Source organism: Natrinema saccharevitans (genome assembly GCF_001953745.1).
In the GTDB taxonomy this organism is placed as follows: Archaea; Halobacteriota; Halobacteria; order Halobacteriales; family Natrialbaceae; genus Natrinema; species Natrinema saccharevitans.
In genome coordinates, this window is the sequence record NZ_LWLN01000001.1 from 130,231 (window position 1) to 142,366 (window position 12,136).

General features: G+C 65.7%; 11 protein-coding genes. 4 read left to right on the forward strand and 7 right to left on the reverse strand.

Annotated features, from left to right (window positions below; all coding sequences use genetic code 11):
• Positions 1-8 precede the first annotated feature (8 nt).
• Positions 9-2,243 carry a V-type ATP synthase subunit I gene (locus A6E15_RS00725; protein ID WP_076142941.1) on the reverse strand — a complete coding sequence of 745 codons (2,235 nt, stop codon included), beginning with the start codon at positions 2,241-2,243 and terminating at the stop codon, positions 9-11.
• Positions 2,230-2,562 (reverse strand): ATP synthase archaeal subunit H, encoded by a 333-nt coding sequence (gene ahaH / locus A6E15_RS00730; RefSeq protein ID WP_076142942.1) that lies wholly within the window; start codon positions 2,560-2,562, stop codon positions 2,230-2,232. Before ahaH ends, A6E15_RS00725 begins: the two co-directional genes overlap by 14 nt.
• Positions 2,563-2,719: 157 nt before the next feature.
• Here ahaH and A6E15_RS00735 point away from each other — a divergent pair, with 157 nt between their 5' ends.
• Positions 2,720-3,343 carry a methyltransferase domain-containing protein gene (locus tag A6E15_RS00735; RefSeq protein WP_076142943.1) on the forward strand — a complete coding sequence of 208 codons (624 nt, stop codon included), beginning with the start codon at positions 2,720-2,722 and terminating at the stop codon, positions 3,341-3,343.
• 6 nt (positions 3,344-3,349) lie between these two features.
• On the opposite strand, the gene A6E15_RS00740 is transcribed toward A6E15_RS00735, so the two are convergent.
• Together A6E15_RS00740 and A6E15_RS00745 are read right to left on the reverse strand one after the other, a co-directional pair.
• A complete protein-coding gene (locus A6E15_RS00740; RefSeq protein WP_076142944.1) occupies positions 3,350-3,859 on the reverse strand; it encodes a type IV pilin in 510 nt (169 codons plus the stop codon).
• Positions 3,860-4,001: 142 nt separating this feature from the next.
• Positions 4,002-5,195, reverse strand: a complete 1,194-nt coding sequence (locus A6E15_RS00745) for a DUF7096 domain-containing protein (RefSeq protein ID WP_076142945.1) — start codon at positions 5,193-5,195, stop codon at positions 4,002-4,004.
• Between the two features lie 169 nt (positions 5,196-5,364).
• On the opposite strand from A6E15_RS00745, the gene A6E15_RS00750 reads away from it, so the two are divergent.
• On the forward strand, positions 5,365-6,636 hold the full coding sequence (locus tag A6E15_RS00750) for a helix-turn-helix transcriptional regulator (RefSeq protein WP_076142946.1): 1,272 nt from the start codon (positions 5,365-5,367) through the stop codon (positions 6,634-6,636).
• Between the two features lie 96 nt (positions 6,637-6,732).
• On the opposite strand, the gene A6E15_RS00755 is transcribed toward A6E15_RS00750, so the two are convergent.
• Entirely contained in the window at positions 6,733-7,728 is a 996-nt protein-coding gene (locus tag A6E15_RS00755; RefSeq protein WP_076142947.1) for a radical SAM protein, read from the reverse strand.
• Between the two features lie 113 nt (positions 7,729-7,841).
• On the opposite strand from A6E15_RS00755, the gene A6E15_RS00760 reads away from it, so the two are divergent.
• Together A6E15_RS00760 and A6E15_RS00765 are read left to right on the forward strand one after the other, a co-directional pair.
• Positions 7,842-9,428, forward strand: a complete 1,587-nt coding sequence (locus tag A6E15_RS00760) for a hybrid sensor histidine kinase/response regulator (protein ID WP_076142948.1) — start codon at positions 7,842-7,844, stop codon at positions 9,426-9,428.
• A gap of 139 nt (positions 9,429-9,567) precedes the next feature.
• Positions 9,568-10,683 (forward strand): DUF373 family protein, encoded by a 1,116-nt coding sequence (locus tag A6E15_RS00765; protein ID WP_076142949.1) that lies wholly within the window; start codon positions 9,568-9,570, stop codon positions 10,681-10,683.
• Positions 10,684-10,687: 4 nt separating this feature from the next.
• Here A6E15_RS00765 and A6E15_RS00770 read toward each other — a convergent pair whose 3' ends face one another.
• Together A6E15_RS00770 and A6E15_RS20690 are read right to left on the reverse strand one after the other, a co-directional pair.
• Positions 10,688-11,530, reverse strand: a complete 843-nt coding sequence (locus tag A6E15_RS00770; RefSeq protein ID WP_076142950.1) for a polyprenyl synthetase family protein — start codon at positions 11,528-11,530, stop codon at positions 10,688-10,690.
• A gap of 128 nt (positions 11,531-11,658) precedes the next feature.
• Positions 11,659-11,817, reverse strand: coding sequence for a hypothetical protein (locus tag A6E15_RS20690; RefSeq protein WP_175607184.1), 159 nt, complete (start codon positions 11,815-11,817; stop codon positions 11,659-11,661).
• Between the last annotated feature and the right edge of the window lie 319 nt (positions 11,818-12,136).

The window sequence follows — 12,136 nt, forward strand, 5'->3', positions numbered from 1 at the left end:
TGGTTTACTTAGTCCTCGATGTGATCTCGATCGGTTCCGAACGGTTCGTAGTTCTCCCCACCGCCTTCATAAAACTTGTTAAAGAATTCGACGTACTCGAGGCGTACGCCCTGTAAGCCGGCGCTTGTCACGCCAAGAACTAACACGACGATGTGTCCGAGTACGAGAATAACGAGTCCACCGAGCAGGGCCGCGGTCCCCGAGTGCATGAGGCCGTTGAAGATGACCTCGGCACCCTCGCCGTAGTGTTCGGCGACGTAGCTCGGTTCGTGATTCCGAAGGAAGTGGAACTCGCCGTCGGGGTCCTCGTAGGCCCCGAAGAACAGCAGGTTGACGACGAAGGCCATGCCGGCCTTCGCGAGCAACACTGCCCCCATCCGGGTGTACGAGAAGACGTTCACGACGACGTCGAGCGATTCGACTGCCTCGACGGGTTCGCTGACGATCAGCATGACGAGCCCGATCAGGAAGACCAGCAGCGGAGCCGACAGCGGGAACTCGATCCCGGGAACGGTAACGAGAACCCACTCGGGGAACCCGGTGAAGCCGATCGGGAACGGCCCGTCGCTGGCGAACGTCGTGAACAGGAAGTCGGGCTTCGAGCCCTCGGCCTGGGCCGAGAAGATCCAGACCCAGATCCCGTTGATCATGAGGATCCAGGAGCCGCTGTGGAAGAGGGCGTCCTTGAATCCGTGGCTGAGATTCTCGTAGAAGTCCAGGATGTACCCGATGTTCAGGTGGACGATCCCGGCCAGCACGCTCACGACCATCCAGCCGAGCGCGAAGTCACCCGCAGCCGGCTCGAGGCCCTTGTTCAGCGGCAACAGCTCGACGCTGAACAGGTCGTGCCAGACGACCTCGCCGAGGATGTGCAGGCCGAATATCTCGCCGTACACGAACCCGAAGAGGGTCGTGAACAGCCCCGCCCAGATGGCGACGCCGCCGAGACTGGTGATCCCCTTGCTGTCGAACTGGGTCGCCATGTACGCGCCGATGGCGATGTACAGGATCCCGTAGCCGGCGTCTCCGATCATGAACCCGAAGAACGCCGGGAACGTCAGGAACAGGAAGACTGTCGGATCCAGCTCGCTGTACTTCGGCCGGTTGACCGCCTGCACGAGCAGTTCGAACGGCTTGGCCGGACCCGGGTTGTCCTGTATCGTCGGCGGCTCGTCGCCCATCGTGACCGTCGAGCCGCCGTCCGTGACCGCCTTCTGTTGTTGGTCGTCCGCGTCGGCGGCTGCGTCGTCTTCGTCCGCTGCCGACGGCGCACCCTCCTGAACGTCTTCGGTGTGGCTGTGTGCGCCGTGGCGGTCGTAGTCCGCCCGCTCGAGTTCTTCGATCTCGACGCTGTCGCCGACGGCGTCGTCCAGCGCGGCGACGAGTCGATCGTACTCGTCGGTCGGGATCCAGCCCTCCGCGACGAAGGCGCGATCGGTCGTCGCGAACTGCAGCGGCGCTTCCGCCTGCTGAACCTCGACCGTCAGCTCCTCTTCGGCCCGCAGGAGGAAGCCGGCCTCCTCCCGCTTGATCGCTTCGAGTTCCGCGTCGATCTCCTCGAGTCGACCCTCGAGACCGGCCTTTTCGTCCTCGAGGTCGGCGACGTACGCCTCGGGACTCTGTTCGGTCTCGGGCACCGAGTGGCGCGTGACGTCGACGCCGACCAGGGCGTCGTCGATCGGCGCGTCGTCGGCGTCCGCGGTCGGCGCGGCGACGATCGCCACGACGTCTCCGCCGGTGAACGTCTCGAACGCCCGGACGTCGTCGGACGCCGCGACGGCGTCCTCGATCGCACCGACGGGGCCTTCGACGACGGCCACGTCGACCGACTCGTACCCCGACAGCAGGTCGAGGTCGATCCCGAGCTCGGCGAAGGGCGCGACGCGGTCGATCTTCTCGTTGACCTGCCGCAGTTCGTCGGTGATCTCGCCGCGTCGGTCGTCGAGTTCGTTGACCCGCGTTCGGACCTCCTCGAGCCGATCCTCCCAGCCCTCGTCGAGTCGCCCCGGCTCGGCCTCGTCGGCCGATAGCTCGAGGGTACTCTCGAGGGCCCGGACGGTCACGAGCTTCTCGGAGGCCCGGTCGGCTCCCTCGATGGGGTTCCCGTTGTCGAACCCCTCCCACGAGCCGTCGTAGTCCGAGAGATGGACCAGATTCAGGTCGTGGACCGTCTCGATGACCGGAGCCATGACGGCTCTGGATCCGGTCACCGAGACCTTGCTCATCCGCTCAGGTCTGAGCATGGACGTCCTCCTGGAACAGTTCGACGACGTGGTCTGTCACTTCGTCGACCCGCTCCCGGGCGCGCTCGGCGAGTTCCTCGCGCTCCTGTTCGCCTTCTTCGAGGACCTGCTCACACTCCGCATCGATCTCCTCGCGAGCTTCCTCCAGGCGGCGCTCCCGCAACTCCTGGGCCTCCTGTTCCGCTTTCGTGCGAATCTCCTCGGCACGTTCCCGGGCCTCGGCTATTCGCTCGTCGCGGTCGTTTGCTGCCAATGCGACGATCTCGTCGGCCTCCTCTTCCGCCGACTTAATTCGTTCGAGAACCTCTGGCCTCGGCATACTCTAAGCAACCGGACGTTTGCCAGAGCGCGTATATGGTAGTTGCGAAAGTGCCTCAGCGAGAACCGGGACGATCGCCGGTAATAGCGGCTTACGTTCCGGCCGCGAGCCCCCGGGAACGGCAGACATATGCCGATCCGACCGAAACTCGATACTAATGGGACTTCTCGAGAACAAGGCCCGCGCTCGACTGTTCTATAAGTACCTCTCGCGGGTCTACGATCAGGTCAACCCGTTCGTCTGGACCGAAGAGATGCGCGCCGAGGCCCTGTCCCTGCTCGAGTTAGAGGCCGACATGACGGTACTCGACGTCGGCTGTGGCACCGGGTTCGCCACCGAGGGACTGCTCGAACACGTCGACGAGGTGTACGCGCTCGACCAGAGCGAACACCAGCTCGAACAGGCCTACGAGAAGTTCGGCAAACGCGGCCCGCCGGTCCACTTCCACCGCGGCGACGCCGAACGGTTGCCCTTTGCGACTGACACGTTCGACGTCGTCTGGTCGTCGGGTTCGATCGAGTACTGGCCGAACCCGATCCTCGCGCTCCGGGAGTTCCGCCGCGTCCTCAAACCCGGCGGACAGGTGCTGGTCGTCGGTCCGAACTACCCCGACAACGTCGTCAGTCAACTGCTCGCCGACTCGATCATGCTCTTTTACGACGAGTACGAGGCCGACCGGATGTTCAAAACTGCCGGCTTCGAGAACGTGAAACACGCCTTCATGGGGCCGTCCTACGAACCCGACGTCGCGATCACGACGATCGGTCGCGCGCCCGAGTAGCCCGGTTCACGTCGCCGACGTCTCGAGAGTGGCTATCTGCCGGTCGTCGACAGCGAGCGTGACGGTAACGGAATCGCCCGGCGAAAGCTCCGGCTGGTTCGTCGTCGCGAGCGAGAGGCCGGCCCGTTCGCCACTCGTCCACTCGGACTCCGCCTCGGCGTTGAACGGTCCCGACGGCATGCCATCGAACCCGCTCGCACCGACGAACGGCACTGGCGGCTGGTCGTCGAGTTCCCGCCCGTCGATCGCGATCGTCACCGACAGTTCGTCAACGTCGATCGGGTCGCCGGCGACGTGTTCGATGTCGAGCGTCGACGCCGACCCGTTCGCCGCGAGGTCGAACGTCGCCGTCGGCCTCGGGGACGCGATCGACCACGCCCCGACGCCGACGACGAGGACCCCCGCCAGACAGACGGTCAAAGTGAGGAGCGTGAGGACGCCGAGAACCGGGCTGATACCGCGTCGACCCTCCGCTTCCGGCTGTCCTCGAACCCGACGGCCTCGTAGTGTACGCATTGCCGGTCTTGGGCGCGCTTTCCGATATAAATCCTCCCCGGTCGCCGCGCACCGTCTCGGCGACGAAATTCACCGGTCATCCGATCGCACGATGGCGTCGCGATCGGTACGCAACGCGGCCACAGCCGGGACCGTCCGTCGATCAGTCGACGGTGATCGTAGCGTTGACCGTTCTGTCGTTCGACTCGACCGCTAGGTCGTACCCGTCGGCTGGTGGAACGAGCCACAGCGCTCCGTCTTCGCCCGTCGATCCGAGTTCGGCACCGTCGGCGGTGACCGTCGCGTCGACGGGTTCGCCGCTCTCCGAGTCGGTCACCTGGACCTCGATCGGCCCGTTGGCCGGCGTCTCGTTGATCGTCATCTCGAGGCCGTCCTCCGACCACGTGCCGCCGTCGGTCACGGGAAGCGAGTCGGTCGACAGCACTTGTATCTCATGGTAGACGTCTCCGGTATCGCCGTCGAAATAGAACTCGAGGCGACCCTGATCATGGGCCATCTCCGCCCAGTAGTAGTCGGGGCTGTTGTCCTGGAAGTGAGGGCCGAACTCGCTCGCCCACGGGTAGAGTTCGGAGACGTGGTCGTACGCCTCGCCGTCGTCGAACCGGTTTCGGTCCGTTTCGCCGCGCGCATCGAACCGGGTTGTTTCGACGACGTACTGGCTCCCGTCTATCATCGCGACGCTGTATCCGCTCTGCGAGGTCGAGACGACGACCTCGTCACCCGCCGTCGTGACCTGCTGCTCGAGGTTCGATCGGAGGGGCGTCTGGTGCTTCTCGAGGGCCTTGTACGTCGCCCGAACCTGGCCCGATGACAGGGAATACCCGGGCACCCGATCTGCGCGGTCCTCCAGCACGGCGATGTGTTCCGAGAGGACCTCCGCTTCGTGCTGGTTCCGTACCAACGTCCGTAGCAGTGCCGTCGACGAGCGATCGCCGGCGGCGTGCTCTCTCACCGCCCGCCGCTCGCGTTCTTCGAGGTCGTCGATGCGGTCGGTGAGCCGATCGTACGCCGCCTGAATCATCGCCGTTCGTTCGTCAGCGCTCGCAGCTTCGAACCCGTCGTCGACGACCGCGTACTGCGTGTGATCGACCCGAAGCTCGTCGTCCGCGCTCGCGAGTTCGGTACCGAGCCCGCCGCTGTACCCGGCGTGTTCGCTTCTGATCTCGCCCGAGAGTTCGAGGCGGTTCGTCGTGTTCTCGAGCTCGGTCGGCGATTGGAGCGCCGGCTCCCGTTGGAGGGCGTAGGAGTCGCCGTCAGCGGTCGCCGCTGTGGCCACCGTCGCGGGCACTGCGAGGACGAGAAGCACGGCGAGAAGGGCCGATGTCGCCTCGTTCATCGTACCACGATACGAACTCCTGATACAAAAACGGGTCGTCTGCCGTCGGACACCGAATCGTCTCGTTTTAGTAACCGATTACGGGCGGCGAGACCCATCAGCGCCGGTAGTAACACTTTATTTTTCGATGGAAAGGGTTTTTTCCCCCGGCGGAACACCTGTTGTACGTATGCGGATTTCCACTGCCGCTGCGGTCGCCCTCACAGTCCTCCTCGCGATGGCCAGTTTCGGGGCAGTGGCTGCGATGCCGCCCGCCGATCGGTCCCCGTCAGCGTCGTCCCACTCGTTTCAGTCGGACGAACGCCCTCCGTCAGTCTCGTCGACGCAGGAGTCGCCCCCACCCCTCGAGAGTCCCGAACCCGGACAGGTCGTCCGGGTTCGGATCACCGACGACGGAGACGCGAGGTGGTCCGTCGAGACTCGATTTCTGATCACTAACGAGACGGAGGCCGATCTCTTCCGCGAATACGGCGGTGCGATCGTGTCCGGCCGGCGAGCGGCCCCGTACGATCCGCGACTGTTCCAACGGTACGCGGCCGACGCGTCGGAGTCGACCGGCCGCGAGATGTCGATCGAGAACGCCGGCTGGGACGATCAGCGGATCGAACGGGCCGAAACGGACGCGGAGTCCGAGAGCGGTTCCGACGCCCGAATCGGTATCGTCTCGTACTCGTTCACCTGGACGAACTTCGCCGAGATCGACGGCGACCGGATGTACGCCGGCGATACAGTCCCCGTTATCGGGACACTGTCGGAGGACCAGCGTCTCGTCGTCGACCCGCCGGAGAACTACGGCTTCGTGGACGCCCCGACCGGAACGGACGACGGAGCGCTCGTCTGGGACGGGCCGCACACGTTCCGGAGCGAGGGACTCGAGATCACCATGCTCCGCGGGGCCGGCGCCGGCGGCGGCGATCCCCCACTGCTCTCCGGGACAGGATGGCTGCTCGTCGCGCTCGTCGCGCTACTCGTCGGCGTAAGCGGGTACCTCGTTGTCCGACGGGACGACGTACACGTCCCGCGGTCGCCCGACAGGCTCGCGGCGCTCGTCGAATCGGTCGACGTTTCGAACCCGTTCGACCGCGACAAGTCCGACGTGGCCGCCACCGACGGGAACGGTGGAACCGACCCGGCGTCGCCGACGGCCGCGACCGACGATCCCGATGCCGAGCCCGACACGCACCTCGAGTACGACGAGCGGTCGTCCGACGACGCGGTCGATCCCGAACTGCTGAGCGACGAGGAGCGCGTCCTCCGCTTGCTCAAACAAAACGGCGGCCGGATGAAGCAGGCCTCGATCGTCTCGGAGACCGGCTGGTCGAACGCCAAGGTCTCCCAACTCCTCTCGCAGATGGACGACGACGACGAGATAGATAAACTCCGGATCGGTCGGGAGAACCTCATCACGCTACCGGGCGTCGATCCGACCGAACTCGACTGACGACGGCTTTCTCATCGGGTCCGTTTGCGCTGCTCGCCCGCTCCTCGAAAAATCTCCATCAAAAAGCCGCTCACTCACGTCGCTCGTTCGCGGTCGTTACGCCAGCGGCGTCCGCTCGACTACTTGTCCGTCGTAGGTCGGATACTGCTCGACGATTTCGCCGTCCTCGAGGTCCCCCTCCTCGATCATCTCCTCGAGAAGCCACCAGGCGACCTCGACGTGGTCGCTCTTGACGGTGTAGAACTCCTCGGGGACGCCAAGCGCCTCGAACTCCTCGGGATCGGCGTAGGTCTTCCCGTAGACGAGGGTGCCGTCGTCGGTGACGTCGTCGAACTCGCGGCGGATGTTGCGGGCCATGCGTTTGAGGCGGCGGCGATGTTGGGCGGCGTCTTTGAACACGGACGTACAGAAGTAGACCTTCTCGTGATCACCCATGACGTCGAGGATCTCCTCGCGGGAGCCGTCGACGGCGCTCATGTGGTCGTCTTTGAGTTCGTAGCCTTGTTCCTGCATCCGGCGGTAGTTCCCGTCGCTCATCTCGAACTCGTTGACGTTACAGAACTCGGCCGCCCCCTCGTCGATCAGTTCGAGGAACTCCTCCTCGGGGCGGATGCCTGGGATTTCGAACGCGGGAGTTAACCCCTCTTCGCGGGCGGTGTAGAGGATCTCCTCCCACTCGGTGCCGTGGAGATCGCCCCACTGTTCGTACGGTGGGTGGAACCGAATCTCGTCGAGGCCGGCCTCGGAGAGGCGGCGCATGTTCTCCCGGCCGCCGGTGATGCCGGTGTAGAGGTGGGTGTGGTGATCCTCGCCGAACTCGTCTTCGAGCAACTCGAGATAGTGGCAGGTCCGGCCCAGTGCCTCTTGGGGTTCGCCGCCGGTAATCGACGTCCCGAGGGCGTCCATCCGATGGGCCTCGGTCAGGACGTCCTCGTCGCTCTCGACGAGTCGCTCGTTGGCGTAGACGTCGGTGACGTTCTTCCGGTTCTCGCCGAGCGGGCAGTAAAAGCAGTCGCGCTGGTCGCAGTAACCGTAGACGAACAGCACCATCTTGCCGCCTTTCGCGCACTGCTCACAGCCCTTCGAGATCATTCGAGGGTACGTACCCACCCGAGCCTCAAAAGCAGTGCGAAACCGTCGGTCCGTGTGTCGTGCCAGCACATAGCCACACTATTATACGGTGGCGTCTGTATGTAACGTAACCCATGTCCCCGGGGATCCGCGTCCTCTGTGTCGATGCCGACCCCCAATACCGCGAGCTGACCGCCACCGTTCTCGAGCGACGGAACGACGAGATCGACGTGACGACCGCGGCCAACGGCCGCGACGCGCTGGCGGTTTTCGACGGCGCGAGCGACGGTCCCGGCCGACCGATCGACTGCGTCGTCAGCGACTACGAGCTGCCGGACACGGACGGCCTCGAGCTGTTCGCGGCGGTACGGGAGCGCGATCCGGCAGTCCCGTTCGTCCTCTTCACCGGAACGGAGCCCGACGAGATTGCGAGCGAGGCGATCTCGGCCGGCGTTACCGACTATCGCCGAAAGTGGTCGGGAACCGCTCAGTACACGGTACTCGCAAACCGGATCGAGAACGCCGTCGTGAACCGCCGTGCCGAACGGGTTCGCCGCGAGAGCGAACGGCAACTCGAGCGATACCGGACCCCCGTCGGGAACGATCGAATCCTCGAACTCGTACCGACCGCGCTGTTCACCCTCGACGCGGACGCCGTCATCGACTGGTGTAACGACGAGTTCGCCGACCCCTTCCTCGAGGAGCGAACGGAACTGATCGGAACGCCGTTTCCGGCCCTCATCGATCGCGGCTACTACGGCGAGTCGGTAACGACCAAGTACGTCGAGGAAGTCCGCGATCTGCTCTCCTCGGCGACTGACCGCGAGCGGGCGAAGTATCAGGTTCGGTTTCAGTCGCCGGACGGGGAGGAGCGGATCCACGACGTCCACACCAGACTTCTGCCGCTCGATAGTGGAGAGTTCACCGGGACGATACACGCGATTCGGGACGTCACGCGCCGGCGACGCTACCGACGCGAACTCGAGCGCCAGAACGAGCGGTTAGCGGAGTTCGCGACCCTCGTCAGTCACGACCTGCGGAACCCGCTGAACGTCGCACAGGGCAATCTCGATTTCATCGAGGGAGAGGCCGAGGACCACCGCGTCGAGAAATTGCAGCGGTCGCTCGCCCGGATCGAGGAACTCATCGATGGACTCCTCCAGCTGGCCCGGCAGGGGAAAGCGATCGGCGACGAGGAGCGGTTTCCGCTCGCGGCCACGGTCCGAGCGGCCTGGGCGACCGTCGACACCGGCGACGCCCGCCTCGAGATCGAAACCGACCTCGAACTGTACGGCGACGAGACCCGTGTTCGATCGCTGCTCGAGAACCTCTTTCGAAACACCGTCGAACACGGCTCGACGAGCCCTGCTTCGCACGCGCAGCAGGACGCCGTCGAACAGGGGTGCGACGACGATCGCCTGACCGTCACCGTCGGGCCGCTCGAGCGAAAGTCCCAGTCTACCGGCAGCGGCGACCGCTTCGACGGCTTCTACGTCGAGGATACGGGCGCGGGGCTGCCGGCGGATCGCGAATCGTTGTTCGAATTCGGTCACACGACCGCGGCGGAGGGGACCGGGTTCGGGCTGGCGATCGTCGAGGGGATCGCCGAGGCCCACGGCTGGACCGTCGCCGCGTGCGACGGCGACGACGGCGGTGCGCGGTTCGAGTTCCGGGACGTCGCCGTTCCGACCGACGGGACGAAATCGGCGCGATCGACGTAGCTGTGACGGCCAACGGGGCGTCAGTTCCCGACCCTCGAGCGGAGTCGCGGACCACGACAGCCGCGCCGCCCTCGAGTCCGCCGTGTGTCTTCTTCCGACCCCAGAAGATGGAAATACCCCGCCCTCGAACGTCCGCCTGATGCTGCTGGTCCTCTGTGTCGATCTCGACGACGACCTCGGTCGTAAGACCGGCTTTTCGACGCCGGTCATCGGCCGCGAGCCCGTCGAGGAGGCGGCCGTCGCCCTCGCGACCGCGGACCCGGAGGACTCGGACGTCAACGTGATCTTTCAGGGGCTACACGTCTACGACGATCTGGCCGACCGCGACGAGAGCGTCGAGGTCGCCGTCGTCACCGGCAACGACGAGGGCGACGTCAGCGCCAACCGCGAGGTCGGTGACGAGGTCGACACCGTCCTCGCGAGCCTCTCGACCGGCGAGGACGTCACCGCGCTGGTCGTCACCGACGGCGCACAGGACGAGTCCGTCATCCCGATCATCCGCTCGCGGGTGCCCATCGACGGCGTCCGCCGCGTCGTCGTCCGGCAGGCACAGAACCTCGAGTCGATGTACTACACGATCAAACAAGTGCTGGACGACCCCGAGACCCGCGGGACGGTCCTGATTCCGCTCGGTATCTTGCTGTTGATCTATCCGCTCGCCCTGATCGGGACCGTCCTCGACATGCCGGGGTTCGTCCTCGGGACGACCTCCGCCCTGCTTGGGCTCTATCTCATCTCGCGGGGACTGGGGCTCGGCGACCGCCTCGACGCGAGCGTCGAACGCGCTCGACGATCGCTGTACGCCGGTCGGACGACCCTGCTCGCCTACGTCGTCGCCGCCGCACTGTTCGTCCTCGGTGGCGTCAACGGGCTCGACACCCTCGAGGCGGTCCGGGAATCGACCGCCGGCGACCTCGAGGTCCCGGTCATGCTGGCCGCGCTCCTCAACGGCTCGATCCGCTGGTTCGCCGTCGCGGGGCTGACGACCAGCCTCGGCCAGATCACCGACGAGTACATCGCCGGCTCGCTCGAGTGGCGCTACCTCAACGCCCCCTTCTACGTCCTCTCGATCGCCGTCGTTCTCCACGCGGTGAGTGCCTTCTTCCTCGACCGGGTCGAACTCACCTTCCTCGCGACGGCGCTGACGGCGGGGACGCTGCTCGGCATCGTCAGTACGCTCACCTTCGCCGTCGCGGAATCGCGCTTTTCGGACTCGGAGCGGGAGGACGACAGGCGGGGCGCGGAGCGGGTCTGACCGCTCACCGCTCGCGCTCGACGACGAACTCCGCCAGCTCGAGCAGGTACCCCCGAGCCTCCGGGTCGGCGACCTCGACCCGCTCGAGGGCGTCGATCGCCCGATCGGCCTCGGTCTGAGCGCGGGCGTTGGCCGCTTCGGGCGTGAGATCGGTCACCTGGACGACCGACGGCCGCTCGAGGGCGGCGTCGTGGCCGGTCGGCTTGCCGAGTTCCTCGGGGTCGGCGACGGCGTCTAACACGTCGTCTCTGATCTGGAAGGCGACGCCGACGCGTTCGGCGTACTCGCCCAGCGCGTCGACGGTGACGGGATCGGAGTCGGCGGCGATCGCACCCAGTTCGGCCGCGGCCCGAAAGAGCGCGCCGGTCTTGCGCCGCGCCAGCGTCATGTACTCGTCTTCGTTTTCCGGCTGGGCCGAGAGTTCGGTCGCCTCGCCGACGCCGAGTTCGACCATCGCGTCGGCGACGACGCGAGTGGCGTCGGGGTCCGCCGAAAACAGTGCGAACGCCTCGCCGAGCAGGCCGTCGCTCGTGATGATCGCCGGCCCGTGGCCGAACTCGGCCCACGCGCTGGTCGTCCCGCGTCGGAGTTCCGATCGATCGATGATGTCGTCGACGACCAGCGAGGCCGTGTGGACGAGTTCGATCCCGACACCGAACTCGACCGCGTCCTCGGCCCGCCCGCCGACCGTCTCGCAGGCCAGCAGGGTCACCATCGGTCGAACGCGCTTTCCCCCGGAGAGCGCGACGTGGCGGACCTCATCGCTGAGCGTCTCGGGCTCGAGTCCTTCGACGACCTCCTCGAGACGCTCCTCGATTAGCGCCCGTCGCCGCTCCAGCAGTTCCATTGGGAGCGTTTAGGAGGGGGACGAAAAGTACGTAACGGATCGAACGTGGCTGCGGTCAGACGGGGTAGCAGGGTCGTATTCGCGAATCCAGCGGTCAACGCCGCTCGTGTGTCCCGGAGCCGCTACGATCACCGGAAGAGAACGTGGGCACCTAACACGGTCGCAATCGGGACAGCGGCGAACACTGCGGCAATGGCGTACCGGCCGTCGGCGTACCCAATCGACGCGCCGATCGCACTGGTCGCCACGAACGAGACCGTCACCAGTCCGAACACGTCGTCTTTCACCAGCTACTCGAGAACACTTCGCTCGTCCGCGTTGGCCCGTTCGCGGAGGTCGGTGTCCAGGTAAAGGTCTTGAGGTCCGACGCGAGCTTTCCGTTGATCCGGTCGACCGCGTCTCGAGTTCGTCCGAGAGCGAACCGGGATCGTTCTTCAGCGACTCGAGGTCGGCGATCCGGTCGTCGGTCGGTCGTCCGCGGCATTCGAAACGGTTCCACCGTCGGTCAGCACTCGTCGTAACCCGGATCCACCCGTCGTCGGAGAGCTTCCGTCCGGACGTGACCGATCGTGACTGGTTTCGTCTTCCCCGAGGTGGCTCGGCGTG

Excerpts from the sequence above, each read along its gene's own strand:
- A6E15_RS00725 (WP_076142941.1), bottom strand. The coding sequence starts at position 2,243 with ATGCTCAGACCTGAGCGGATGAGCAAGGTCTCGGTGACCGGATCCAGA.
- ahaH (WP_076142942.1), bottom strand. The coding sequence starts at position 2,562 with ATGCCGAGGCCAGAGGTTCTCGAACGAATTAAGTCGGCGGAAGAGGAG.
- A6E15_RS00735 (WP_076142943.1), top strand. The coding sequence starts at position 2,720 with ATGGGACTTCTCGAGAACAAGGCCCGCGCTCGACTGTTCTATAAGTAC.
- A6E15_RS00740 (WP_076142944.1), bottom strand. The coding sequence starts at position 3,859 with ATGCGTACACTACGAGGCCGTCGGGTTCGAGGACAGCCGGAAGCGGAG.
- A6E15_RS00745 (WP_076142945.1), bottom strand. The coding sequence starts at position 5,195 with ATGAACGAGGCGACATCGGCCCTTCTCGCCGTGCTTCTCGTCCTCGCA.
- A6E15_RS00750 (WP_076142946.1), top strand. The coding sequence starts at position 5,365 with ATGCGGATTTCCACTGCCGCTGCGGTCGCCCTCACAGTCCTCCTCGCG.
- A6E15_RS00755 (WP_076142947.1), bottom strand. The coding sequence starts at position 7,728 with ATGATCTCGAAGGGCTGTGAGCAGTGCGCGAAAGGCGGCAAGATGGTG.
- A6E15_RS00760 (WP_076142948.1), top strand. The coding sequence starts at position 7,842 with ATGTCCCCGGGGATCCGCGTCCTCTGTGTCGATGCCGACCCCCAATAC.
- A6E15_RS00765 (WP_076142949.1), top strand. The coding sequence starts at position 9,568 with ATGCTGCTGGTCCTCTGTGTCGATCTCGACGACGACCTCGGTCGTAAG.
- A6E15_RS00770 (WP_076142950.1), bottom strand. The coding sequence starts at position 11,530 with ATGGAACTGCTGGAGCGGCGACGGGCGCTAATCGAGGAGCGTCTCGAG.